Raw genomic sequence first — 25,517 nt, 5'->3', positions numbered from 1 at the left:
TCGGCCCCGTCACAGGCCGGTCCGTTCCACGCGGGCGGAACGGGCATCCTTGCGGACCTCGTACCGGACCGGGATGCGCTCGGCGAGGGCCGGCACGTGGGTGACCACCCCGACCATCCGGTCGCCCCGGGCGGCCAGGCTCTCCAGGGTGGCCGCCACCGTGTCCAGGGTGGCCGCGTCCAGGGTGCCGAAACCCTCGTCCAGGACGATCGACTCCAGGCTCGCCGCCGTGGTGGACATCCCGGCGAGCTGCTCCGACAGCGCCAGCGCCAAGGCCAGCGACGCCTGGAACGTCTCCCCGCCGGACAGCGTGCGCACCCCGCGCCGCAGCCCCGCGTCGTTGTGGTCGACCACGAAGAACTCGCCCTTGTCGTGCACCAGGTCGTACTGGCCGCCGGACAGCTCGCGCAGGATCCCCGACGCGCCGTCGACCAGCAGGTCCAGCGCCTCGGCCAGCAGCCAGCGTTCGAAGTTGTTGGCCCGCAGGTGCCCCGCGAGGGCCCGGGCCACCCGGGCCTGCTGCTCGTGGCCGGCCCGCTGCCCGTGCAGCTCGGCGGCCTGCTCGCGGCGCTCCACCAGCCGCCGGTGGGCCGCCTCGGCGCGCTCCACCGTGACGGTGGCCGCCCGCACCGGATCGTCCCCGGCGGCCAGCCCGGCGGCGGCGAAGACCCCGCCGATCCGCTCCTCCACGGCCGAGGCGGCGGCCTCCGCCCCGGCGACCGCCTCGGCCAGCCCCACCCGGTCCGCCCGCCGCTGCCGCGCCTCCGCGTCGGCCCACCCGGTCAGCGTCGTCCAGGCCCCGGCCACGTCGTCGCGGTCGGCGGCCGGCGGGCCGAACCGCGCCAGCCCGTCCCGGGTCGCGTCGAAGTCCCGCCACGCGGCGCGCAGCCGTTCCTCGGCCGCCTCCAGCGCGGCCCGGGCCCGCCGGGCGGCGTCCCGGCCGCCTCGCACCCCGCCCGCAGCCTCGTCCAGTTCCCGGCGCAGCCGGGTGTGCTCGGCCAGGTCGTGCCGTAGCGCCTCAGGGGCGGCGGCCCCGCCGAGCTGGTCGTCCAACTCGGCCACCCGGCCCCGGAGCTGGTCGTGCTGGGCCCGGGCGCGCAGCAGCACCCGTTCCAGGTCCCGGGCCGCCGCGTCGCGCTCCTGCACCGCCTGCTGCGCCTGCTGGGTCGCGGCCCGGGCCGCCTTCCCGGCGGCGGTGGCCCTGACCACCGCCGATCCGGCCGGCACCGCCGGCACCCGGGGCACCACCTGCTCGCAGACCGGGCAGGCCGCCCCGTCGACCAGGTGCGCCCGCAGCGCCACCGCCTGGTCGGTGGCCTTCGCCTCCTCGTGCGCCCGGAACGCGGCGTCCAGCTCGACCTCGGCCCGCCCGGCCGCCGCCCGCGCCGCGGCCAGCGCGGCCACCGCCGCGTCGTGCTCGCGCTGCGCCACGGTCACCGCCGTGGCCACCGACCCGACCTCGCCGGCCAGCCGGTCCCGGTCGGCGTGCGCCTTGAGCAGCAGCCGCAGGGCGCTCTCGTCACCCGCGCCGGCCAGCTCACCGCGCAGCTTCTCCTCGCGCTCCTCGGCCAGCGCCACCCCGGCCGCAGCCTCGTCGACGCCGGACCGCGCGGCGGTCACCGCCCGGGCCACCTCGGCCACCCCGTCGGGCGCCCGCACCGCGCCGAGCCCGGCCAGCTCGGCGTCGAGGGCGGCCAGCGCCGCGTGCGCGTCCCGCGCCGCCGCCCGGGCCCGCTCCCGCTCCGGTACGGCCGCCGCGACCGCTTCGGCCAACTCGTGCGCCCGGCCGACCTGGGCCTGCGCGTCGGCCAGCGCCGCGTCGTCGACGTCGGCGAGCCCGCCGAGTATCCGGTCGACCGCCTCCAGCCTCGCCTCGGCCTGACCGGCCCGCTCGGTGGCCCGCTTCTGCACGTTCTCGTAGACGCCGAGGCCGAGCAGGTTGACCAGGATCTGCTGCCGGGTCGCCGGCCGGGCGTGCAGGAAATCGGCGAACTGCCCCTGCGGCAGCACCACGCAGCTGGTGAACTGCTCGTACGGCAGCCCGACCGCCTCCAGCACCGCCCGCTCCATCTCGGCCGGGGTGCCGGCCACCACCTCGCCGAGGTCCTCCGGGCTGAGCCCGGTGTCCAGCTTGGTGACGTCGAACCCGGCCGGCATGAGCTGCAACCCGGCGTTGGCCGTCTTGACGTTGCCCCGGCCGTCGCGGCGGACCACCCGGGTCGCCACGTAGCGGTCACCGGCCGACTCGAAGACCAACCGGACCCGGGCCTCGGTGGCCGACGGGGCGAGCGCGTTGGCCAGCCCTCGCGTCCCGCCCCACCGGGGCACCGTGCCGTAGAGGGCGAAGCAGATCGCGTCCAGCACCGTCGACTTGCCGGAGCCGGTCGGGCCGACCAGGGCGAAGAAGTCGGCGTCGGTGAAGTCCACGGTCGTCTCGTCGCGGAAGACGGTGAAGCCCGCCATGTCCAGCCGCATCGGGCGCATCAGCGATCCGCCTCCTCGAACAGCTCGTCGAACAGCTCCCGGACCTCGGAGTCGGCGTGCCCCTTGCTGTCCAGGTAGTCGGCGAACAGGTCACGGGGCGACCGGCCGGCCCGCTGGGCGGTGCGCGTCCCGCTGCCGGGGGCCGGCACCAGCTCCGGGTCGATCCGGATCTCCAGGGCCCGGGGGAGCAGCTCCTGCACCTCCTCGCGCAGCCCGGCCCGGGGCTGCTCCCGGACGAACACCCGCAGCCAGCCCTCCGGCGGGGCGACCTCGGCGAGCTGGGTCAGGGTGCCGCGCACCGTGCGCAGCGGCACGGCCGCCGGGATCGGCACCTCGCGGATGCGCGCCGCGCTCGTCGCCGTCACCTCGACCATGGTGACCGACGGGATGTTCTCCTGCTCGCCGAAGTCCACGGCGAGAGGGCTGCCGCTGTAGCGGATCGGGCAGGGGCCGGACACCCGCTGCGACCGGTGCAGGTGGCCCAGCGCCACGTAGTGCGCGGTGCCCGGGAACACCGTCGCCGGGACGGCGTACCCGAGGACGGTGTGCGCGTCCCGCTCGCCGCCGCCGGTGGTCGCCCCGACCACGGTGAGGTGGGCGGTGACCAGGTGCACCCGGTCCGGCTCGGCGAAGCCCTCGGTGAGCCGGCCGAGCACCCGGCCGAGGTGGTCGGCGTACGTCTGGGTGGCCTCGGCGGCGGTCAGCTCGTACATCTCCACGGCGCGCACGGCGTACCGCTGGGACAGGAACGGCAGCGCGGCCACCCGCCACCGCTCGCCGCTCGCGGTGACCCCGTCGATCACGTGCTCGTCCGGGTTCTCCCGGACCCCGCCGCGCAGGGTGATGCCGGCCGCCTCGGCCCACGGCCGCAGCGCGTCGAGGGCCTGGCCGTTGTCGTGGTTGCCGCCGATGGCCACCACGTCAGCGCCGGTGCGGCGCAGCGCGGTCAGCGCCCGGGTGACCAGCCGGGTCGCCTCCGGGGCGGGGGCGGCCGTGTCGTACAGGTCCCCGGCGACGATCACCAGGTCCGGCTGCTCCTCCCGGGCGACGTCGATCACCCCGGCGAGGACCTGCTTGTGCTCCTCGGCCCGGGACTGCCCCTTGAGCACCTTGCCGACGTGCCAGTCCGAGGTGTGCAGGATCTTCACCGGGTGGGCCCTTCGTTCGCGACTGCGGGGCTTCCTCGCTTCGTTCGGGCGTTCCTCGCGCTCACGGGTCTTTCGCCCCCTAGAACGGGATGTCGTCGTCGGCGCCGCCGCCCGAGCCGACCACCGCGAACGGGTCGACCGCCCCGGTGATCGACCGTAGCGTCTCCGAGGGCGCCCGGCCGGCCTCGGAGACGCGGGTGGCCCACGCCGGGAACGGGAACTCCAGGCAGAGCGGGACCGGGATGTCCGGCTGGTTGACGAACATGGTGCCCGGCTTGGCCAGCAGCGCCCGCTGCCGCTGGGCGGGTGGGAGGAAGCCGTACTCCGGGCGGGACGCCTCGGCCGGGTCGAGCCGGCCGACCACCCGGATCGCCGAGTTGGTGACGATCCGTCGCTCCACCTCGCTCGCCGTCTGCTGCGCCCCGATCAGGATCACCCCGAGCGAGCGGCCCCGCTCGGCGATGTCCAGCAGCACCTCCTTGATCGGGGAGGAACCCTCCCGGGGGGCGTACTTGTTCAGCTCGTCGAGGACGACGAAGAGCAGCGGCTTGGCCGTCCCGGACTTCTCCTTGCGCTCGAACTCGCTCTTGAGCGTCACGCCGACCACGAAGCGCTGCGCCCGGTCGGGCAGGTTGTGCAGGTCGACGACGGTGACCTGGGCGCTCTCGGCGGTGTTGATCGAGTGCGGGCGGCGGGTGGCCAGGTCGCCCCGGATCAGCCGGCCCAGGTCCTTCTTGCTGCCGATCAGCCGCCGGGCGAACGCGTTGACCGTGCCCAGGCCGACCGCGCTGCCGGCCCAGTCGCCCCGGGTCTCGTCGTCGTTGAGCTGCTCGACGATGTGGTCGACCAGGTCGGTGTACGAGCCGAGCCGAACCCCGTCGACGCTCACCCCGCCGTCGGCGGGCTGGGCGTAGCGGGCCAGGTGGGCGGCGACCGAGTGGACGACCATCGTGTACTGCTGGCGCTCGTCGTCGGCGTCGGCGAAGACGTACGGCAGGAGGCGGTCGGCGCAGAACTCGCTCAGCGTCCAGTAGAAGCTGTCCACCCCGGTCAGCCGGCTGCTCACGTCCGGCGTGCCGGAGGAGTCGCCGGCCCGGGGCGGGGCGTAGACCCGCACGTCGGGGAAGGCGCCGGCGTCCAGCCCGAGCTTCGCGTAGCCGGCCCGGGTGGCGTCGTCGAGGCGGGTGTTGGGGTGGTCGAGGAACAGCAGGTCCTCGCCCTTGACGTTGAAGATCAGCGCCTTGGCGTTGACGGCGTCCCCGCCGAGCACGCCGGAGCGGAAGACCGAGTAGAGCAGGAAGGTGGCGAAGCTGGTCTTGGTGGCCACCCCGGAGATGCCGGAGATGGAGACGTGCGCGCCCCGGCTGCCGTCGAGGAAGTCGGCGTTGAGGTAGACCGGCACCCCGTCGCGGCCCATCCCCATCGGGATCCGCCGCTCCATCCGGTCGAAGTGCAGCGCCCGGGCCCGGGCCTCGCCCTCGGCCCGGTGCACCACCGCGCCCGGGGTCGGCGGGACGTAGAGCTCCGGGTCGACCCGGGTGGTGGTGATCTCGGCCGCCTCCTGCACCATCGCCGGCAGTGTGCCGTCGGCGATGGCGAAGACGTCCGAGTCGAACTGGGCACCCTCGTGCCGGGCCCGCACCTGGGTCACCACCCCGGCGATGGTCACCGGCTCCCGGTCGGGCAGCTCCCGGCGCGTCACCACCACGTCGTCGAGCTGGAGGTAGCTGCCGGGGGCCACGGCCGTCCAGAACGTCAGCGGGGTGGCGTCGGCGGTGCCGAGCACCCGGCCGACCCCCTCGCCGGGGCCGTCGAACTCGTCGTCGGTCATCCACGCGCTCCGGTCGGCTGGTCGTCTCGGTCAGGGCCCACGGGGTGCATCCTGCCCGAGGGATGCGACAGGTTGCCACGCGACGCGTCGGACGCCACCCATCACCCCCGACATCGTGGCGCAGCGCGTCCATCCAGGCACGGACGGTGGCCAACGACCCGTCCGCTGCCGAGGTTGGCCGCGATGCCTGCCGCTGCCAGTTGGGCAGTCGACGCGTCCACGGGGTGACTGTAGGGAGCACGCAAGTTGGGCCTGGGCCCCGTAGCGACCTCCACCGTCATGGGGGTGAGTGCGGTAGCTGCGGCTTGATCGATAGATCGCGGCGAAAACCCCTGACCGTGTTGTAGGCCCTGGCCGGTGTGGGTGGGCGTGTGAGGTGGGGCAGCGGGCCTGCCGTCGAAGCGGCTGGGGTGCCAGGCGGGTAATGCCACCTCGCCCCTTTGCTCTGCTGCCGCCACCGCAACACCAGCACCGCCGTGCAGCACCCGCACCCGCACCCGCACCCGCACCTGCGTCGCGTAGCCGCTTCGCGTGGGGTGCCGGCCCGAGAGGTCGGCAGAACCGTCACGCTCCGCGAGCGTTGCGCCGGGGGCAGCAGAGCAAAGAGGGCGCTGCGGTGTTGCCCGCCGGTCGGCGTTCGGCGTCGGCGTTCCCGCCCCCGCCCCGCCCCCGGGTGGGGGCGGACTTCATGATCGTCTGCTGATTCTGGAGAACTCGCCTGGCGTGTCGTCTCACAAATCAGCAGACGATCACGCCACGACAGGCTGCCCTGACCCCGACGGCCACCGCGCACATCGTCGCCAGCAAAGGGTGGCTGCGTCGACGACTTCGACACCGGCCCTCGCCTGGTCGGTTCATCGGAGGACTGAGAAGGGCCGCCTCCGATGGGGGGCACGTCCGGTGCGGCCGGATCGGTCGTATGCCGGAGTCGGGGGAGGGCAAGGTGGCCGCAGTCGGCTGCCCCTGCTGATCCGGGCCGCCCGGCACACGCTCGAATGGCCCGACACCGCCGCTGCACCGCCCGACCGGGCCCGCCCCCGCCCAGCGTGGCCGCCGAACGGTCAACCAGCGCCCGGGCTGAGGCACCACCCATGCCGGTACCGCCGACACCGCCGGGACGCCGCAGACGCCGCCGGGGCTACGCCGCCGGTGCGGGTACGCCGTTCCGGGCGTACCGGAGCAGCAGCGTGCCGTCCGCGGCGCCCAGCACGTGCCGCAGCGGTAGTTCCCGGGCCGGGCCGGGGTCCCCGGCGGTGATCCGCCCCGGGCCTGCCCCGGCGAGCAGCGGCGCGACGGTGAGGCAGACCTCGTCGACCAGGTCGGCGGCGGTGAGCGTGCCGAACAGGTGCGGCCCGCCCTCGCAGAGGAGTTGGCCGAGGCCCTGCCGGCGCAGCTCGGCGAGACCGGCGGCCAGGTCCACCCGGTCGGTCCCGCAGCGCACCAGCTCGGCCACCTCGGCCAGGCCGGGGGGCGCCTCGGCGGCGACATGGGTGAGCACGATCGGCCGTACCGGCGCGTCGGCGAACGCGGCCTGCGCCGGGTCCAGGTCCAGTGAGCCGGAGACCACGACCAGGGTCGGGTACTCGGCCAGCCCCTGCGCGCGACGCCAGGCCCGGCGCGGCCCGCTGAGCCGTACCGCGCCGTAGCCCTCGTGACGCAGGGTGCCGGCGGCCACCAGCAGGCCGTCGCAGAGCATCCGCAGCAGGCCGAACACCCGCTTGTCCGGCTCGCCGGAGAGCCCGGCGGAGTAGCCGTCCACGGTGACCGCGCCGTCGACGCTGGTCACGAAGTTCACCCGCAGGCGGGGACCGGCGGCCCGGCCGTAGAGGGCGGTCAGCTCCGCGTCGTCCAGCGGCGTCGGCGACGGAACCGGCCACAGCCGGGAGATCGGGCTTCCGGCGCTCATTCGCCGGCCGGACCGGTGGCCGGAGGGGTGGGCTCGGGGGCCCGGTGCTGGCAGTCGCACCATTTCCGGCCCGGACAGTCGTCGTGCCGCCGCTCCCGGCAGGCTCGGCAGATCATGCCGGCAGCCTATGCCGGGCAAGGAGCGGGACGGGGCACGGCCCGGCAGATCCTCCAACCGGTGGCCCGGCGTGGTGGCGGTCGAAACACGGCGGTAACGATATGGGAACGCTCCCAAAGGCTTATTGACACCCTTCTGGCGCGCCGGCAATCTCATGGGAGCGCTCCCGGGATGTGTCGCGGATCTCTCCCGAGTACACCGGGTGTCCGCCGCGGCCCAGTCCTCGGCGGCGCGCGAGTGCACAGCACCCCCCACCACAGGACACAGCCTCACCACTGAAAGAGGGGTCTCGGATGAGCGTCCCAATCCGTCGTCGGCGGCTCGCGGCCATCGCGCTCGCGTCCGTCGCGGTGATCGCCACCGCTTCCGCCTGCGGCGACGACTCGTCGGAAACGAGCAGCGGCGGCGGCCCGGTCACCCTGGTCGTCGACGTCTTCGGCGACCAGGGCTTCGGCTACGACGAGCTCTACAAGCAGTACGAAGCGGAGCACCCGAACGTCAAGATCCAGGAGCGCGGCAAGGGTCTCGGCCTTGGTGACTACAACACCCGGCTGACCCAGCAGATCACCGCGGGCTCCGGCGCCGGCGACGTGGTCGCGCTCGAAGAGGGCACGATCGTGCAGTTCTACGCCCAGTCCGACAAGTTCGTGAACCTGGCCGACCACGGCGCGAACGACCTCAAGGGCAACTTCCTGCCGTGGAAGTGGGAGCAGGGCACCACCCCGGACGGCAAGGTGCTCGGCCTCGGCACCGACGTCGGCTCGATGGCGCTGTGCTACCGCAGCGACCTGTTCAAGGCCGCCGGCCTGCCGATCGACCGTGAGCAGGTCGCCGCCCTCTGGCCGACCTGGGACGAGTTCATCGCCACCGGCCAGAAGTTCGCCGCCGCCGACAAGAAGCACAAGTTCGTCGACTCGGCGACCAACTTCTACAACGTCGTGCTGATGCAGATCGCCGGCTCCGGCTCTGGCTACACCTACTACGACAAGAGCAACAAGCTGGTCATCGGCGAGAACGCGGACGTCAGGACCGCGTACGACCTGACCACCAAGATGATCTCCGCCGGCCTGTCGAACAACCTCCAGTCGTTCTCGAACGAGTGGAACGCCGGCTTCAAGAACGGCACCTTCGCCACCATCGCCTGCCCCGCCTGGATGACCGGGGTCATCAAGGGCCAGGCCGGTGACGCGGCGGCCGGCAAGTGGGACGTCGCCAAGGCCCCGGGCAACGGCGGCAACTGGGGCGGCGCCTTCCTGGCCGTGCCGAAGTCCAGCAAGCACGCCAAGGAGGCCGCCGAGCTGGCCAAGTTCCTGACCAGCGCCAAGGGCCAGACCGAGGCGTTCAAGAAGGTCGGCAACCTGCCCTCGTCGCCGCAGGCCCTGACCGACCCGGCCGTGGCCGACTCGACCAACGAGTACTTCAGCAAGGCCCCGGTCGGCAAGATCTTCGCCGCCGGTGCGACCGACCTGAAGCCGGTCTACCTCGGCCCGAAGAACAACGCGGTCCGCACGGCCGTGGAGAACACCCTGCGCGCCGTCGAGCAGGGCAAGTCCGCCGGCGAGCAGTGGCAGTCGGCGCTGAAGAACGGCGCGGCCGCCGGTAAGTGACCGGCCGAACCGACCGCGGGTGGCGTCGACAGTGCGACTGTCGGCGCCGCCCGCGGTGCCCGGTAAGCCCCGGCGCCGCCCGCGCGGCCGGCCGGTAAGCCCCCGGCGTCGCCCGCGCGACGGGTCGCGCCGACCGACGAGAAGGACCGTCGATGAGCCTGGACCTCCACACCGCAGCGCCCCCCGGCGGGGGTCGTGACCCCGCCCGTCGGGCCCGTGCCGCGCACCGTCGCCTGGCCTCCCTCACCCGGCTGGACCTGAAGTACTCCCCGTACCTGTACGTCCTGCCGTTCTTCGCGATCTTCGCCGTCTTCAGCGCGTACCCGATCGGTTACACCGTCTGGATCGCGCTCACCGACCGGTCGCCGCTGAACGCCACGATCAGCTTTGTCGGCCTGGACAACTTCGTCGAGCTGTTGACCGAGGACCCGCAGTTCTGGAACGCGGTGGTCAACACGTTCGGCATGTTCGCGCTCTCCACCGTGCCCCAGCTGCTGCTGGCGCTGGTGCTGGCCAACGCGTTGAACCGGAAGCTGCGCGCGCAGACCTTCTTCCGGATGGCCATCGCGATGCCGATCATCACCTCCACCGCCGTGGTCGCGCTGATCTTCTCGATGCTCTACGCGAAGGAGTTCGGCCTGATCAACTGGCTGCTCGACCTGGTCGGCCTCGGCCCGATCGACTGGCGGGCGAACCGCCTCGCCTCCTGGTTCGCCATCTCGACCATGGTCGACTGGCGCTGGGTCGGCTACAACGCCCTGATCTACCTGGCCGCCATGCAGTCGATCAGCAAGGACATGTACGAGGCCGCGGCGCTGGACGGCGCCTCCCGCCGCCGCCAGTTCTGGTCGATCACCATCCCGCAGCTCCGCCCGACGATCATCTTCACGCTGATCGTCTCGACCATCGGCGGGTTGCAGCTCTTCACTGAGCCGCTGCTGTTCACCAGCGGCTCCGGGGGCATCTCCGGCGGCTCCGAGGGGCAGTTCCAGACCATCACCATGTACCTGCTCGACGTGATGAACACCCGGTTCCGCTGGGGGTACGCCGGCGCCGTGGCGCTCGTGCTGTTCCTGCTCATCGCGCTGGTGTCGCTGGTGAACTACCTGCTCGCCCGTCGCATCAGTTCCGACAAGTGAGGGTTGCGCCAGATGACGACCACGACGCTCCGCCCACCCGTACGCCCGACCCCGAAGACGCCGCGCGACGCCCACAAGGCCGACCGGCTCTGGAAGGCCACCCCGCTGACCTGGGTCGGGCTGGTCCTCGGCGTGATCCTCTCCCTGTTCCCGTTCTACTGGATGATCGTCATCGCGTCCCGGACGAACGACGCGGCCAACTCCTGGCCGCCACCGTTCCTGCCCGGCGGCAAGCTCGGCGAGAACATCCAGCGGGTGCTGGAGAACGGTGACGCCAACATCGTCAAGGGGCTGATGAACTCGTTCCTGGTCTCCGGGACGATCACCGTCGCCACGGTCTTCTTCGGCTCCCTGGCCGGCTTCGCGTTCGCCAAGCTGCGCTTCCGCGGCAAGAACGCGATGCTGCTGGTCATCCTCGCCTCGATGATGGTGCCGGTCCAGCTCGGCGTGCTGCCGCTGTACATCCTGATGGCCAAGCTCGACTGGCTGAACACCATGCCGTCGGTCACCGTGCCGTTCCTCATCGGCGGCTTCGGCATCTTCATGATGCGCCAGTACGCCGAGCAGGCCGTCCCGAACGAGCTGATCGAGGCGGCCCGGGTGGACGGCTGCTCCACCTGGCGGGTCTACTGGCACGTCGTCGTCCCCGCGCTGCGGCCGGCGGCGGCCGTGCTCGGCCTGCTCACCTTCATGGAACAGTGGAACCAGTTCTTCTGGCCGTTCGTGGTGCTCGCCGACCCGGCCAACCCGACCGTGCAGATCTCGTTGCGCAGCCTCAACACGGCGTACTTCGCCGACAACTCGCAGATCTTCGCGGGCACGTTGATCGCCACGCTCCCGCTGTTCATCGTGTTCGTCCTGTTCGGCCGCCAGATCATCGGCGGGATCATGGAAGGTGCCGTCAAGTCGTGAGCGATTCGATCCGTCCGCCCGCCGTCGGCGTCCTCGACCACGGCCCGGCACCGTCCTTCCCGCCCGGCTTCCTGTGGGGAGCCGCGACCGCCGCGTACCAGATCGAGGGCGCGGCCACCGAGGGCGGACGCGCCCCGTCGATCTGGGACACCTTCAGCCACACGCAGGGGCGGACCGTCGCCGGGCACACCGGCGACGTCGCCTGCGACCACTACCACCGGATGCCCGAGGACGTGCGCCTGATGGCCGACCTCGGCCTGAAGTCGTACCGGTTCTCGGTGTCCTGGCCCCGGGTGCAGCCCGCCGGCTCGGGGGCGGCCAACCCCGAGGGGCTGGACTTCTACCGGCGGCTGGTCGACGAGCTGCTGGGCCACGGCATCGAGCCCTGGCTGACCCTCTACCACTGGGACCTGCCCCAGCCGCTGGAGGACGCCGGCGGCTGGCCGGCCCGGGACACCTCGGCCCGGTTCGCCGACTACGCGCGGCTCGTCGCGGACGCGCTCGGCGACCGGGTGCGCTACTGGACCACGCTCAACGAGCCGTGGTGCTCGGCGTTCCTCGGGTACGGCTCGGGCGTGCACGCGCCCGGGCGTACCGACGGGGCGGCCGCGGTCCGGGCCGGGCACCACCTGATGCTCGGGCACGGCCTGGCCGTCCAGGCGCTGCGGGCGGCCCGCCCGGACGCCCAGCTCGGCATCACGGTGAACCTCTACCCGGTCGACCCCGCCAGCGCCGCGCCCGCCGACGTGGACGCGGCCCGGCGGATCGACGGGCTGGCCAACCGGTTCTTCCTCGACCCGGTGCTGCGCGGCGCGTACCCCGAAGACCTCCGGGCGGACCTGGCGGCGGTCACCGACTTCGAGCACGTGCGCGACGGCGACCTGGAGACCATCTCGACCCCGCTCGACCTGGTCGGGATCAACTACTACAGCCGCCACGTGGTGGCCGCCCCGGTCGAGGTGGAGCGGTCGCGGGACCACTCGCGGGCGCCGAGCTGCTGGCCGGGCAGCGAGGACGTCCGGTTCGTCACCCGGGGGGTCCCGGTGACCGACATGGACTGGGAGATCGACGCCCCCGGGCTGGTGGAGACCCTGGAGCGGGTGCACCGCGAGTACACCGCCCTGCCGCTCTACGTGACCGAGAACGGGTCGGCGTTCGTCGACGCGGTGGTCGACGGTCAGGTGGACGACGTCGACCGGTTGGCCTACTTCGACTCGCACCTGCGGGCGGCACACGCCGCGATCGACTCCGGGGTGCCCCTACGGGGCTACTTCGCCTGGTCGCTGTTGGATAATTTCGAGTGGGCCTGGGGGTACACCAAGCGCTTCGGCATGGTGTACGTGGACTACGACAGCCAGACCCGCATCCCCAAGTCCAGCGCCAGGTGGTACGCCGAGGTGATCCGACGAAACGGTCTGGCCGCACAATAGGCGGGGCCAGCCAGTGACGGGCGGACCCGGCGCACCCCCGACGGCGGGGCGCGCCGGGCTGTCCGATGTCGGAGGAGCAGACATGACAACGCAGCGCACGCGGTCGCTCGGGCGTCCGACCCTGGACGCGGTCGCCGCCCGCGCCGGCGTCGGGCGCGGCACGGTCTCCCGGGTGGTGAACGGCTCGCCCCAGGTGAGCCCCGAGGCCCGGGCCGCGGTGCAGCAGGCCATCGCGGAACTGGGGTACGTGCCCAACCGGGCGGCCCGGGCACTGGTCACCCAGCGGACCGACTCGGTGGCGCTGGTCGTCTCCGAGTCCGGTGACCGGGTCTTCACCGAGCCCTTCTTCGCCGGAATCGTCCGGGGGGTCAGCTCCGGCCTGCTGGAGACGCCCCTTCAGCTCTGGCTGGCCATGGTGCAGTCCCCCATCGAGCGGGAGCGGGTCGAGCACCACCTGACCAACCAGCACGTCGACGGCGTACTGCTGCTCTCCCTGCACGACGCCGACCCGCTGCCCACCCTGCTGGAGGAGCGCGACCTGCCGACCGTGCTCGGCGGTCGGCCGGCCCGGATGCTGCAACCGGGCGCGCAGCCGGCGTACTACGTCGACGTGGACAACGTCGGCGGCGCCCGACACGCCGTGGAGTACCTCTTCGCCCGTGGGCGGCGGCGGATCGCCACCATCGCCGGCACCCAGGACATGGGCGCCGGCGTGGCCCGGCTGACCGGTTACCGGGAGGCGGTCCAGGCCACCGGGGCCGGGCTCAACCCCGACCTGATCTCGTACGGCGACTTCAGCGAGGGCAGCGGGGCGGCCTGCATGCGCCGGCTGCTGGAAGTCTGTCCCGACCTCGACGCGGTCTTCGTCGCCTCCGACCTGATGGCCTTCGGCGCGCTGCGCACGCTGCGCGAGGCCGGCCGGCGGGTGCCGGAGGACGTGGCGGTGATCGGCTTCGACGACGCCCCGGTGGCCCGGCAGGCCGACCCGCCGCTGACCACGGTCTTCCAGCCGGTCGAGGAGATGGGCCGGCAGATGGCCCGACTGCTGGTGGCCCGCATCCGCGGCGACGACCTGCCGGCCAGCCACATCCTCCTCGACACCCACATGGTCCGCCGGGCCTCGGCCTGACCCTGCGCCTCGCCGCCCGCCGTACCGGGCGACGGGGTGTGCGGGTTCAGCGCCAGCGGCGGAGTTCGCGCTTGGCCAGGGACGAGCGGTGGACCTCGTCGGGGCCGTCGGCCAGGCGCAGGGTGCGGGCCTGGGCCCAGAGGGCGGCGAGCGGGGTGTCCTGGCTGACGCCCGCGCCGCCGTACCCCTGGATGGCCTTGTCGATCACCCACTCCGCCATCGCCGGGGTGGCGATCTTGATGGCCTGGATCTCGGTGTGCGCGCCCTTGTTGCCGACGGTGTCCATCAGCCAGGCGGTCTTGAGCACCAGCAGCCGGGCCTGCTCGATGCGGACCCGGGACTCGGCGATCCACTCCCGGACCACGCCCTGCTCGGCCAGCGGCCGGCCGAACGCGATCCGCTGGTTGGCCCGGCGGCACAGCAGCTCCAGGGCCCGCTCGGCCATGCCGATCAGTCGCATGCAGTGGTGGATGCGGCCCGGGCCGAGCCGGGCCTGGGCGATGGCGAAGCCGGTGCCCTCGGCCCCGACCAGGTTCTCCGCCGGCACCCGGACGCCCGTGAAGTCGATCTCCGCGTGCCCGCCGTGTGACGCGTCGCGGTAGCCGAACACCGTCATCCCGCGCCGCACGGTCACCCCCGGGGTGTCCCGGGGCACCAGGATCATGCTCTGCTGGCGGTGCCGGTCGGCGTCGGGGTCGGTCTTGCCCATCACGATGAGGAGCTCGCAGCGCGGGTCCATCGCCCCGGACGACCACCACTTGCGGCCGTCGACCACGTACTCCTCGCCGGCGCGGGTGATCCGGGTGGCGATGTTGGCGGCGTCGGAGGAGGCCACCTCCGGCTCGGTCATGCAGAACGCCGAGCGGATCTCGCCGTCGAGCAGCGGCTTCAGCCAGCGCTCCCGCTGCGCCTCGGAGCCGAACTCCGCGAGCAGCTCCATGTTGCCGGTGTCCGGGGCGGCGCAGTTGACCGCCTCCGGGGCCAGGTGCGGGCTGCGCCCGGTCAACTCCGCCAGCGGCGCGTACTGGAGGTTGGTCAGCCCGGCGCCGTAGCGCGGGTCGGGGAGGAAGAGGTTCCACAGGTCGCGCCGGCGCGCCTCGGCCTTCAGCTCCGCCAGCACGGGCGACCGCGACCACGGGTCGCCGGCCGCCGCGACCTGCTCGGCGTGCACCGCCTCGGCCGGGTACACGCACTCGTCGAGGAACGCGGTCAGCCGTGCGCGCAGCTCCTCGGTGCGGGCGTCGAACTGGAAGTCCATCATCTCTCCCTGACTGCGCGCAGCCCGTGCTCGACCAGCGGCGCCACCAGCTCGCCGATCCGGTCGAAGCCTCCGCCGAGCGTCTGCCCGAGGGTGTGCCGGTAGTGGATGCCCTCGCAGATCACGGCGAGCTTGAAGCAGCCCAGGGCGACGTGCCAGTGCAGCGGGCCGACGTCGACGTCGCTGCGGCCGGCGTACCGGTCGATCAGCTCGGTGCCCGAGGGGAAGCCGGCGCGCGGGCCGAGCCCGTCGGCGACCGGGTTGTCGACGACCGCGTCGCTGTCGCCGAGCACGGTCCAGTACGCCAGCAGGAGCCCGAGGTCGGCCAGCGGGTCGCCGAGGGTGGCCATCTCCCAGTCCAGCACGGCCCGCACCGACACCGGGCCGGGGCGCGGGCCCGCTGGCGCTCCGGCCCCGAGGGCGCCGTGCGCCTCCCCGGCGGCGGCCGGGTCGGGTGCGCTCGTGCCGGATCCGACGGTGGCGAGGAGGTTGTCCAGCCGGTAGTCGCCGTGCACGATCCGGCCCGCGTTCGCGCCCTCGGGGACGGAGCCGGCGAGCGCGTCGCGCAGCTCGTCGACGCCCGGCAGCGGGCGGCTGCGGGACTGGTCGAGCTGGCCGGCCCAACGCCGGACCTGCCGGCCCAGGAAGCCCTCGGGGCGGCCGAAGTCGGCCAGCCCGACCGCGGCGGGCTCGACCGCGTGCAGGGCGGCCAGGGTGTCCATCATCGCCGTCGCCAGGTCGCGCCGCTGCCCGTCGGTCAGCGGGTCGGTCTGCGACCGGCTGCGGAACACCTCCCCGTCGACCTTCTCCATCAGGTAGAAGGGCGCGCCGATCACGTCGGTGTCGGGGCAGAACAGCAGTGCCTCGGGGACCGGCACGGCGGTCGGGGCGAGCGCGGAGATGATCCGGTGTTCCCGGGCCATGTCGTGCGCGGTGGCCAGCACGTGCCCGAGCGGGGGCCGGCGCAGCACCACCTCGTGCCCGCCGGAGCGGAGCAGGTAGGTCAGGTTGGACTTGCCACCGGCGATCAGCCGGGCCCGCAGCGGCGCGGCGGCCAGCTCGGGTCGACGCGCGCCCAGGTACGCGGCGAGCCGGTCGAGGTCGAGCCCTCTCGGAGCACCCGCGCCGGCACCGCTGCCCCCGTCGGCGACGGCCGGATCAATCATCCGAATAGTTGATGGCACCTCAGCCGTCCTGTCAAGGCGGGTTTTTCCCCGGGGACATGCTGCGGCAACAGGGGCGAAATGGTCAACCGGCAGGCTGGGCCCAGCCCGCCGGCCGTCGGATGCCGGCCCGCCCAGCGGAGGGACGACCATGTTGCTGAGAGTTCGGGTGACCCTGCCGGACCGTCCCGGCACCCTCGGCCAGGTGGCCCGCACACTCGGGGTCTCCGGTGCCGACATCGTCCAGGTCGTCGTCCTGGAACGGCTCGGCGGGCGGGCGGTCGACGACTTCACCGTGGTCTGGCCGGGGGCGGCCCGGGTGGAGCGACTGCTGGCCGGCCTGGCCGCCATCCCCGGGGTCCGGGTCGACGGCGTCTGGCGGGCGATCGGCGCGCCGACCACCACCGGGCAGGACGCCGAGCTGCTGGCCCAGGTCGCCGGCAACCCGGCCGACGGGCTGGCCACCCTGGTCGATGCCGGGCCCGGGCTGCTCGCCGCGGACTGGGCGGTGGCGGCGGTGGTCCCGTTGGACTGGGCGTCGCGCACGGGCGCGGCCGGCGGCGGTGCCACCGTGGCACACGCGAGCTGGCGGGCGCCCGTCCCGCCGGCGCTGCCCGAGGTCACCCCGCTGCGGGCCCGCGCGTTGACCAGCACCGACGGCACCCACTACGCGATCGCCCCGTTCGGCCGGGCCGGCCTGGTGCTCGTGGTGGCCCGGGACCAGACCGGGATGCTGACCCCCGCCGCGTTCCACTCCACCGAGGTGGACCGCCTCACCCAACTGGTCCGGGCCAGCGCGGTGATCCTCGGCGACCGGCTGGACCTGGTGGGGGCGCCCCCGGTGGTGGCCGGCGGTTGAGCGACCGGGCCCCGGTGCGGGGCCCGTCGGTCGGTCCGGATCCCGGTGCGGGGCCCGGCCGACGGAACCAGTGCGGACCCGGCCGGTGCGGCCGGGTCCGCACTGCGTCGAGGCCCCCGACGCACGCCCTGTGGCGAGGGTCATGCCGTCGGTTGCCCCGCCGTCACCGCCGGGCAACGGGCCGGCAACAGAGGCCGGGCATCGTCGACGGCGGGGAAGGGAGACAGTCATGACGCTGTGGCGGATTCGAGCCACCGTGGACGACCGGCCGGGTTACCTGTCGGTCCTCACGGCGAGCCTCGCGTTGCGCGGGGTCAACATCCTCACCGTGCAGGTGCACACCACCGAGGTGGGCGCGGTCGACGACTTCCTCGTCGACGCGCCCGACTCGCTCGACGAGGCGGAGCTGGTCGCCGCCGTGGAACGGGGCCGGGGGCGGGACTGCTGGGTGGCGCGCAGCGAGGCGCGCGGCCTGGCCGACCAGCCGACCCGGGTGCTCGGCCTGGCCACCCGGCTGGTGCGGAACCCGGACGCGACGGGGGAGGTGCTGCGCACCCTGCTCGGCGCCGACGAGGTCACCTGGCGATCCACCCCGGTCAGCGGTGGCGTCACCGGCACCACGATGGCGCTGCCCGACCCGACCGGCGGGTCGTACGTGCTGAGCCGGGTCGCGCCGACCTTCACCCCGGCCGAGTACGCCCGGGCGCAGGCGCTCGCCGAACTCGCGGCGACCGCGGCCCGCCGGGCCGCCGACCAGGTCACCCTGGTCCTGCCCGACGGCGCCGAGCTGGTAGTCCGCCCGGCCGGCGCCGATGACCTGGCCGGCGCGCTGGAGCTGCACCGGCGGTGCTCGGCGCGGACCCGGCAGCGCCGGTACCTCGGCGGGGCGGCACTTCCCGCCCCGGCCCGGCTGCGCCGGCTGCTGGAGCCGACCCAGGGCCTGACCCTCGTCGCTACCACGACCGGCTCCGGCGGGGCGGCGGAGCCGGTCGTCGCGATGGCGAACCTGCTCGCCGAGGGGGACGAGGCCGAGGTGGCGTTGCTGGTCCGCGACGACTGGCAGCGGCGGGGGCTCGGCGCGGCCCTGCTGCGCCGGCTGGTGGGCCACGCCGAGCGGGCCGGTCTCGCGGCCCTGGTGCTGCACGTGCAGGCGGGGAACGCGCCGATGCTGCGTACCCTGGCTCGGCTCGCCCGGCCGACGGCCACGGAGCGCGACGGCGCGTTGGTCACCGTCACGGTGTCGCTCGTCGCCACCAGGGGTGCCCGGGGCGGTGCCGGCCCAGGGCCGGTAGGCGGGGCGCCCGTCGCGCCGGCGGCGGCCGGGCCGTCCGGCTACGCCGAGCGGGGCCGGCCCGAGACGCAGAAGCGGTTGCCCTCGGTGTCGGCGAGCACGACGTACGGCGAGGCTCCCGGTTCGAGCTGTGCCGGGTAGTACGGCCAGTCGACCCGCCGGGCGCCGAGCCCGACGAGGCGTTCCACCTCGCCGTCGAGATCCCGGCCGCCGGCGGTCAGGTCCAGGTGGACGCGCGGGAACTCCTCGACCCGGCTCTCGCTGAGGTCCATCGCGAGCGCCGGGCCGGGAACGCCGGGCGGCGGCGCGAGCACGATCCACTCGTCGCCTGGATAGCGCGGCGGTCGCCGCGCGTAGCCCAGGGCTGCGGCCCAGAACCGGGCCGCCCGCTCGCAGTCGGACACTCCCACCGAGACCTGCGAGATCATCGCCATCGGGCGATGGTATCGCCGGCGCGGCGGCGGCGGGGCCCTGCCGCCGCGCCCGTCACGCTGCCGTTCGTCGCCGCCACGGTCCCGCCCGTGGTGTCGGCCCGGGGCCGGTAGCCCGTGACCGGCCCGACGGGCGGCAGTGACCGCACCCAGGTGGCGGGGTAGCTGCTGTACCCGCGCGAGCGCGGCCGGTTCAGCTGTGGCGTGCGTGGGGCGTTCGTCGGCGTGGGGTCTATCCGTCGTGCGGGCGAAGGGCCGGGTATCGGCGCATGACGGCCCGCCACTTGTTCGATGGCAGGTCGTCACGGAACGCGGCGAGCCCGGTGCAGTACTTGGATATCCGGCAGGGGCGATGCCCGAGGGCCCACAGTTGGCGGTCGGCTACCGCGGCGGAGCCTGCGGCTTTGGTCTCGATGATCGAAACCCCCGTGAGACTCAGTCGCGTGCCGTCGCGCAGCGCCCATGTCACGTCGGTGTCGACGGTGATCCGGCTGTTCGAGTCGGGCAGATAGAGCGTGCTGCGGCGATAGCTGGTCCTGAGGGTCGGGCAGAACGCGTCGTAGCGCGCGTCCTTGATGCCCGCCTTGCGCAGCACCTCGGCGACGAAGGAGCGGTCCTCGCCCGTCAGCTCGTCTGAGGCGGTGGCATCGGACGGCCGTCGCTGCTTCACCGTGTTGCCACGGATGCCGCAGGTCTTCACCTCAAGGTAGGAGACGCCGGAGTCCAGGTAGACGCGTCGTCGGACCTTGAACCGTCTCCGTCGTCCTTGCGTAGCCAGGAGATAGGTGGTCAGCTCGGGAGTGTCGTAGTAGAGCGACTCGTACCCGAAGCAGCGTTGCTTGTCGATTTCAAGGATGCGAGCCGTGCGAGCCATCCCGGCAAGGAGCACCCCGGCCGATGCCAGGGGCAGCACGTACTTGCGGTCGACCCGCGTCTGCAGCGTCGCTCGGCAAAGGAGTTCTTCGAGGTCGATCGAATGGAGCGTGGCAAGCGCAGGGAACGCGGTGGCTGCGTCGGCGCCGCTCACGGTCGAGCACCACGCAGCGCGCCGGGCACGGTGGCATCAGTCACCTTGTCGTGGTCGCCGGTCGCGGCCCGCTGGCCCTTGGCCACCGTGAACCGTACGTCGACCAGGGTGGTGTCGTTGACGAGGTCGACGCGTTGGACGGTCACCTTTCGCACGGCAGCGCCGAGCAGGCTTTCGAGGTGCCGGATGAGTGTTGGCTCATCGGTGAACGCCGAGTCGAGCATCATCGTCTGCTGGCGGTGGCGACGAAGCAGCCGCGGGTGCCCGGCGAGGTACATGACGGCGATGACCAGGCCCATCAGCACGAAGGCCAACGTGCCGACCTCCGCGCCCAGGCCGCCGAGCAGACCCAGCGCCAATGCGGAGAAGTAGTAGGCCACCTCTTCCTGGTCCAGTTCGGCAGAGCGAAGCCGGATGATGGACAGCACGCCAAAGAGTCCCAGGCCCAGGCCGGCGCCTACGGTGCTGGTCGCCAGCGAGGCGGCGACAGCGAGCACTCCGACGTTGACCCCCAGGTAGGCGACTGCCAGGTCGCGACGACGGTGCCGGGGAAGGTAGACGCCGAAGGTCAGTAGCCCGATCGCTACGAGGTCAGCTGCGTAGAACAGAACTGGCGGCATGGGGGATCCTTTGAGGGGCCTGACCGGCATGCGCCTAATGTCAGGCTGAGTGTACGGATAGTCATGTATTGGTCTCTCTGTGTGCATAGAATGGGGTCTGCTGTGCCTACTTGTCCACGGCCTGCGGCCCGAGGGTCGGAAATGAGGCAGTTGGAGCAGGTCAGCGTCCCGCGACCAGGCGGGTGGTGCCGGAACCCGGATGCCGTAGCGGCAGTGCCGTCCAGTCGGGGAAGTTGCCGTAGAGGCGGCTGTCGCCGCCGACCGTGACGGCCTGCACCAATAGGTCGCCGCCGACGAAGGCGCCCTTCCAGGAGGCGCCCCGGCCGCCGAACGGCTCGTCCCGGTCGCCGCGCGAGCGCGGCCTGTTGATGCCGACCTTGAACGCCTGGAGGTCGACCGCGAGCTTGCCGGCCAGCTCCTCGTCGTCGCAGGCGAGGCTGGCGACCAGCGCGCCGTTGGAGGCGTTCATCGCGGCCAGCAGCTCGTCGGTGGTGTCCACCACCACGATCGTGTCGACCGGCCCGAACGGCTCGGCGTGCATCAGCCGGGACCGGCCGGGCGGGGCGAGCAGCACCGACGGGGCCACGTACGCCGAGGTGTCCTGGCCGTCGAGGAACGGAGCACCCGCCAGCTTGCCCCGGTGCAGCGGGACCGCGCCGCCGCGGACCGCCTCGTCGACCTTGCGGCGCAGCTCGTCGGCCTTGGCCCCGCTGATCAGCGGGCCGAAGTCCAGCTCGGGCAGCGGGTCGCCGGCCCGCCAGTTCTCGTCCACCGCGAGTGGATGGCCGAATCGGATCGAGCGGACCACCGGCAGGTACATGTCGAGGAACTCGTCGACCAGGTCGCGCTGGACCACGAACCGGGGGTACGCCGTGCAGCGCTGCTTGCCGTACTCGAAGCCCTTGCGCAGGTGCCCGGCGAGGAGGTCCCACCGGGAGAAGCCCCAGATGCCCCAGGCGTTGAGGCCCTCCTGTTCGATGAAGTGCCGCTTGTCGGAGTCGAGCAGCGCGGCGGCGACCTTCCCGCCGTTGGACCGCCCGCCGACGAACGCCACCGCGCCGATCTCCGGGGCGCGTACCAGCACCTCGGACAACTCCTCGCCGCCGCCGGAGAGCAGGGTGGCGGGGAGCCCGGCGCGGCGCATCAGCGCGTGCGCGACGGTGAGGCAGACGGCGCCGCCCTGGGACGGGGTCTTCGCGATCACCGCGTTGCCGGCGAGCAGCTGCACCAGCTCGGCGTGCACCAGCACGCTCATCGGGTAGTTCCAGCTGGCGATGTTGCTGACCGGGCCGGGCAGCGGCTCCCGGCCGTCGGCCAGCATCCGGTCGATCTCACCGACGTACCAGCGGACGCCGTCGAGGGCCCGGTCCACGTCGGCGCAGGCCAGCCGCCACGGCTTGCCGATCTCCCAGACCAGCAGCAGGGCGAGCAGGTCGCGGTGGGCGGTGAGGGCGTCCAGGGCCCCGGTCACCCGGGCCTTCCGTTCGGCGAGGGGGGCCTGCGCCCAGTCGCGGTGCGCGACGGCGGCGAAGGCGACCGCCGCGCGGGCGGCGTCGGCGTCCAGCCGGGGCAGGTTGACCAGGACCGTGTTGTCGACCGGGGTGCGAACGGGGTGCGGCACGCCGCCCGCCCGCCAGTCGCCCTCGACGAGGTTGCGCAGGGTGGTCACGCCGTCCGCCCCGGGCCCGAAGGCCTCGGGCGTGGCGGCCGCCGCGCGGGCGAGGGTCTCGGTCCAGGCGGTGCCGTCGGCGAGTCGTAGAGCCATCGGATCTCCTCAGGGTGAACCGGGGAGCGGCGGCGTCGATGGCACCGCTGATGGCCGTACTGTCCCGCGTCGATGCGTGGGCGGCAACAGTACGTTCGTATCTCAGGACGCGAGTCGACCGCGCGATCGTTCGCCTCACCCCCTCCGGGCGGGGTCGTCGGTGGCGGCGGGTCTTCCCAACGGCGCGATCCGCTCGATACATTGTCGGATATCCATGGGAGCGCTCCCGCGCCCCCTTGGCCCCCACCACACCCGCCGCCGGTGGCGGTGCCGACCCGAGCCCGACGCCCGTCCCGCGTCCGGTCGGCACCGCCGGGGCGCCGTCCGTCAGGAGCCCGCACATGCGTCACCCGATCCGGCCCTCCCGGCCGCCGTCGCCCGCCGGGGACCCGCCGCGGCCCGCCCGCCGCAGTCGACCCTGGCTGCGGCGTCTGCTCGCCGCCGGTGTCGCCCTGGCCGGCGGCCTCGCCGTGGGCGTCGCCGCGCCGCAGGCCGCCCCCGTCGCCGCCGCGCCCGCCTTCAACTACGCCGAGGCGTTGCAGAAGTCGCTGTTCTTCTACGAGGCCCAGCAGTCCGGGAGGAAACCGGCCTGGAACCGGGTCTCCTGGCGCGGCGACTCCGCGCTCACCGACGGCTCCGACGTCGGCGTGGACCTCACCGGCGGCTGGTACGACGCCGGCGACCACGTGAAGTTCGGCTTCCCGATGGCGTTCAGCGCCACCATGCTGGCCTGGGGCGCGGTCGAGTACCGCGCCGGGTACACCTCGTCCGGGCAGCTCACCCAGCTGCTGAACAACCTGCGCTTCGTCAACGACTACTTCGTCAAGGCGCACCCCGCACCGAACGTCCTGTACGGGCAGGTCGGCAAGGGCGACGACGACCACAAGTGGTGGGGACCGGCCGAGGTCATGCCGATGGCGCGGCCCGCGTACAAGATCGACGCCAGCTGCGGCGGCGCGGACCTGGCGGGGGAGACGGCCGCCGCGATGGCCGCGTCGTCGATGGTGTTCCGGCCCACCGACGCCGCCTACGCCGACAAGCTGCTCGGGCACGCGAGGCAGCTCTACACGTTCGCCGACACGGTGCGCAAGAGCTACCACGAGTGCATCACCGATGCGACCAGCTTCTACCGCTCGTGGAGCGGGTACCAGGACGAGCTGGTCTGGGGCGCGATCTGGCTCTACCGGGCCACCGGCGACGCCAGCTACCTGGCCAAGGCCGAGAGCGAGTACGACAAGCTCGGCACCGAGAACCAGACCACCACCCGGTCCTACAAGTGGACCATCGCCTGGGACAACAAGCAGTTCGGGGCGTACGTGCTGCTGGCCAACCTGACCGGCAAGCAGAAGTACGTCGACGACGCCAATCGCTGGCTGGACTACTGGACCGTCGGGGTCAACGGCCAGAAGGTGCCGTACTCGCCCGGCGGGATGGCCGTGCTCGACTCCTGGGGCGCGCTGCGGTACGCGGCCAACACCGCCTTCGCCGCGCTGGTCTACAGCGACAAGACCACCGACGCGACCCGCAAGGCCCGCTACCACGACTTCGCCGTGCGGCAGGTCAACTACGCCCTCGGCGACAACCCGCGCAGCTCCAGCTACCTGATCGGGTTCGGGGCGAACTCGCCGAAGAACCCGCACCACCGCACCGCGCACGGCTCCTGGTGGGACAGCCAGACCGTGCCGACCGAGACCCGGCACGTGCTCTACGGCGCGCTGGTCGGCGGCCCGTCGGCGGCCAACGACGCGTACACCGACAGCCGGTCCGACTACGTGATGAACGAGGTCGCCACCGACTACAACGCCGGCTTCACCTCCGCGCTCGCCCGGCTCTCCTCCGAGTACGGCGGCAGCCCGCTCGCCGGCTTCCCCGGCACCGAGACGCCCGACCTCGACGAGCTGACCGTGGAGACCACGGTGATGCAGGCCGAGCCCCGGGCCACCGGGCTGAAGGCGATCATCTACAACAAGTCGGCGTTCCCGGCGCGGGCGCTGACCAACGGGAAGTTCCGCTACTACTTCCGCCCCGACGGCACCGGCCCCGTGCAGGTCACCCCCGGCTACACCCAGGGCTGCCCGTCGCCGTCGACCGCCAAGCAGCTCAGCGGCGACATCTGGTACGTCGAGGTGGACTGCACCGGACACACCATCGCCCCGGCCGGGCAGTCGCAGCACCGGATGGAGGTCCAGTTCAAGGTCGGCGTGCCGGAGGGTGGCACCTGGGATCCGACCAACGACCCCTCGTACCAGGTCACCGCCGGTCCGAACCGCAAAGTGCCGCTGTACGCCGGGACCGCCCGGGTCTGGGGCGAGGAGCCGACCTCGACGCCCACGGACACCACCCCGCCCACCGTCCCCGGCGCCCCGGTCGCGTCCGAGCTCACCCCCACCTCGGTCACGCTGACCTGGCCCGCGTCCACCGACGCCGGGGGCAGCGGACTGGCCGGCTACGAGATCACCCAGGAGACCGTCGGCAGCGACGCGCTGGTGCTGCACCGCAGCACCACCAACAGCCTGACCGTCTCGTCGCTCGCCCCGGCCCGGAACTACCGGTTCTGGGTGAGCGCCCGCGACGGCGCCGGCAACCGCTCGACGTCCTCGCCGACGGTCGCGGTGGTCACCCCCGCCGGGGGCGGCCCGGACACCACCCCGCCGACCGCGCCCGGCACCCCGACCGCGTCAGCCGTCGGCCCGACCGGGCTCACCCTCGGCTGGGGGCCGTCCACCGACGACGTCGGCGTCACCGGCTACCGGGTCTACCGCAAGACGTGGCCGGTGGACACCGCGATCGCCACGGTCGCCGGCACCAGTCACCCGGTCACCGGGCTGACCCCCGCCACCGCGTACGCGTTCTACGTCGTCGCGCTGGACGCCGCCGGCAACCCGTCGATCCCGTCGCCCACCGTCACGGTGACCACCACCGGGACGCCCCCGCCCACCGGTTCCTGCCGGGTCGGGTACGCGACCAGCGACTGGAGCACCGGGTTCACCGCCAACATCACTATCACCAACACCGGCACGACGGCGTTCACCGGCTGGAGCCTGGCGTTCGCCTTCCCCAACGCCGGGCAGCAGGCGGGCCAGGCGTGGTCGGCGAACGTCACCCAGACCGGCACCGCCGTGACCGCCTCGAACCTCTCCTACAACGGGGCGCTCGCGCCGGGGGCGTCCACGAGCTTCGGCTTCAACGGCACCCACACCGGCACCAACCCGAAGCCCACCGCGTTCACCCTGAACGGCTCCCCCTGCACGATCGCCTGACGCTACTCCCGCCCCATTGAGATCTTGGACGGTTGCCGTTCCCACCTTGGGCTCAACCGGTGGTTGCAACACCTTCGTTGATGGTGGTGGAGGTGGTTGCTGATGGCGGCGCGGTTGTCGGCGGGGGAACGTGAAGAGAT

At 73.1% G+C, this 25,517-nt stretch carries 18 protein-coding genes; 8 read left to right on the top strand and 10 right to left on the bottom strand.

All coding sequences use genetic code 11. The annotated features are described in order from the left end of the window. Positions 1 to 9 precede the first annotated feature (9 nt). From ACFYZF_RS04800 to ACFYZF_RS04785, 4 genes are all read right to left on the bottom strand, one after another. A complete protein-coding gene (locus tag ACFYZF_RS04800) occupies positions 10 to 2,484 on the bottom strand; it encodes an AAA family ATPase (protein ID WP_387016115.1) in 2,475 nt (824 codons plus the stop codon). Next, the gene (locus ACFYZF_RS04795; protein ID WP_387016114.1) at positions 2,484 to 3,632 is read right to left on the bottom strand and encodes an exonuclease SbcCD subunit D; all 1,149 of its coding nucleotides are present in this window, start codon (positions 3,630 to 3,632) and stop codon (positions 2,484 to 2,486) included. Before ACFYZF_RS04795 ends, ACFYZF_RS04800 begins: the two co-directional genes overlap by 1 nt. A 79-nt stretch (positions 3,633 to 3,711) precedes the next feature. Continuing rightward, complete coding sequence (locus tag ACFYZF_RS04790) at positions 3,712 to 5,463, bottom strand: ATP-binding protein (protein WP_387016113.1); 1,752 nt, start codon at positions 5,461 to 5,463, stop codon at positions 3,712 to 3,714. 1,138 nt (positions 5,464 to 6,601) lie between these two features. After that, entirely contained in the window at positions 6,602 to 7,369 is a 768-nt protein-coding gene (locus ACFYZF_RS04785) for a pyrimidine reductase family protein (protein ID WP_387016110.1), read from the bottom strand. A 410-nt stretch (positions 7,370 to 7,779) separates the two neighbouring features. Between ACFYZF_RS04785 and ACFYZF_RS04780 the strand changes: the two genes are divergently transcribed. The 5 genes from ACFYZF_RS04780 to ACFYZF_RS04760 all read left to right on the top strand — a co-directional run bounded on the left by ACFYZF_RS04780 (position 7,780) and on the right by ACFYZF_RS04760 (position 13,703). After that, on the top strand, positions 7,780 to 9,093 hold the full coding sequence (locus ACFYZF_RS04780) for an ABC transporter substrate-binding protein (protein WP_387016108.1): 1,314 nt from the start codon (positions 7,780 to 7,782) through the stop codon (positions 9,091 to 9,093). Between the two features lie 152 nt (positions 9,094 to 9,245). Continuing rightward, complete coding sequence (locus ACFYZF_RS04775; protein WP_387016106.1) at positions 9,246 to 10,232, top strand: carbohydrate ABC transporter permease; 987 nt, start codon at positions 9,246 to 9,248, stop codon at positions 10,230 to 10,232. Positions 10,233 to 10,244: 12 nt separating this feature from the next. Further along, positions 10,245 to 11,144: a carbohydrate ABC transporter permease gene (locus ACFYZF_RS04770; protein ID WP_387016104.1), complete on the top strand. Its 900-nt coding sequence runs from the start codon at positions 10,245 to 10,247 to the stop codon at positions 11,142 to 11,144. Continuing rightward, a complete protein-coding gene (locus ACFYZF_RS04765) occupies positions 11,141 to 12,574 on the top strand; it encodes a GH1 family beta-glucosidase (RefSeq protein ID WP_387016102.1) in 1,434 nt (477 codons plus the stop codon). The genes ACFYZF_RS04770 and ACFYZF_RS04765 overlap by 4 nt, the downstream gene beginning before the upstream one ends. Before the next feature lie 82 nt (positions 12,575 to 12,656). Further along, complete coding sequence (locus tag ACFYZF_RS04760; RefSeq protein ID WP_387016100.1) at positions 12,657 to 13,703, top strand: LacI family DNA-binding transcriptional regulator; 1,047 nt, start codon at positions 12,657 to 12,659, stop codon at positions 13,701 to 13,703. A 46-nt stretch (positions 13,704 to 13,749) separates the two neighbouring features. On the opposite strand, the gene ACFYZF_RS04755 is transcribed toward ACFYZF_RS04760, so the two are convergent. Further along, the gene (locus ACFYZF_RS04755) at positions 13,750 to 14,961 is read right to left on the bottom strand and encodes an acyl-CoA dehydrogenase family protein (protein ID WP_387016098.1); all 1,212 of its coding nucleotides are present in this window, start codon (positions 14,959 to 14,961) and stop codon (positions 13,750 to 13,752) included. Next, positions 14,961 to 16,127 (bottom strand): phosphotransferase family protein, encoded by a 1,167-nt coding sequence (locus ACFYZF_RS04750; protein ID WP_387016096.1) that lies wholly within the window; start codon positions 16,125 to 16,127, stop codon positions 14,961 to 14,963. The genes ACFYZF_RS04755 and ACFYZF_RS04750 overlap by 1 nt, the downstream gene beginning before the upstream one ends. 148 nt (positions 16,128 to 16,275) lie before the next feature. Between ACFYZF_RS04750 and ACFYZF_RS04745 the strand changes: the two genes are divergently transcribed. Both ACFYZF_RS04745 and ACFYZF_RS04740 read left to right on the top strand, forming a co-directional pair. Beyond that, positions 16,276 to 16,983: an amino acid-binding protein gene (locus tag ACFYZF_RS04745; protein WP_387016094.1), complete on the top strand. Its 708-nt coding sequence runs from the start codon at positions 16,276 to 16,278 to the stop codon at positions 16,981 to 16,983. A 229-nt stretch (positions 16,984 to 17,212) separates the two neighbouring features. Then, complete coding sequence (locus tag ACFYZF_RS04740; protein ID WP_387016092.1) at positions 17,213 to 18,415, top strand: GNAT family N-acetyltransferase; 1,203 nt, start codon at positions 17,213 to 17,215, stop codon at positions 18,413 to 18,415. Here ACFYZF_RS04740 and ACFYZF_RS04735 read toward each other — a convergent pair. The 4 genes from ACFYZF_RS04735 to ACFYZF_RS04720 all read right to left on the bottom strand — a co-directional run bounded on the left by ACFYZF_RS04735 (position 18,316) and on the right by ACFYZF_RS04720 (position 22,117). Then, positions 18,316 to 18,708 carry a VOC family protein gene (locus ACFYZF_RS04735; RefSeq protein ID WP_387016090.1) on the bottom strand — a complete coding sequence of 131 codons (393 nt, stop codon included), beginning with the start codon at positions 18,706 to 18,708 and terminating at the stop codon, positions 18,316 to 18,318. The genes ACFYZF_RS04740 and ACFYZF_RS04735 overlap by 100 nt on opposite strands. A gap of 229 nt (positions 18,709 to 18,937) precedes the next feature. Next, a complete protein-coding gene (locus tag ACFYZF_RS04730) occupies positions 18,938 to 19,732 on the bottom strand; it encodes a polyphosphate polymerase domain-containing protein (protein WP_387016088.1) in 795 nt (264 codons plus the stop codon). Then, a complete protein-coding gene (locus tag ACFYZF_RS04725) occupies positions 19,729 to 20,352 on the bottom strand; it encodes a DUF4956 domain-containing protein (protein ID WP_387016086.1) in 624 nt (207 codons plus the stop codon). Before ACFYZF_RS04725 ends, ACFYZF_RS04730 begins: the two co-directional genes overlap by 4 nt. A gap of 160 nt (positions 20,353 to 20,512) precedes the next feature. Beyond that, positions 20,513 to 22,117, bottom strand: coding sequence for an aldehyde dehydrogenase family protein (locus ACFYZF_RS04720; RefSeq protein WP_387016084.1), 1,605 nt, complete (start codon positions 22,115 to 22,117; stop codon positions 20,513 to 20,515). 341 nt (positions 22,118 to 22,458) lie between these two features. Between ACFYZF_RS04720 and ACFYZF_RS04715 the strand changes: the two genes are divergently transcribed. After that, entirely contained in the window at positions 22,459 to 25,377 is a 2,919-nt protein-coding gene (locus tag ACFYZF_RS04715; RefSeq protein ID WP_387016083.1) for a glycoside hydrolase family 9 protein, read from the top strand. Positions 25,378 to 25,517 lie beyond the last annotated feature (140 nt).

Source organism: Micromonospora sp. NPDC001898, from assembly GCF_042891255.1.
Taxonomy (GTDB): Bacteria; Actinomycetota; Actinomycetes; order Mycobacteriales; family Micromonosporaceae; genus Micromonospora.
Note: the sequence above shows the minus strand (reverse complement) of the source record. Positions and strands in the feature narration are given on the sequence as shown.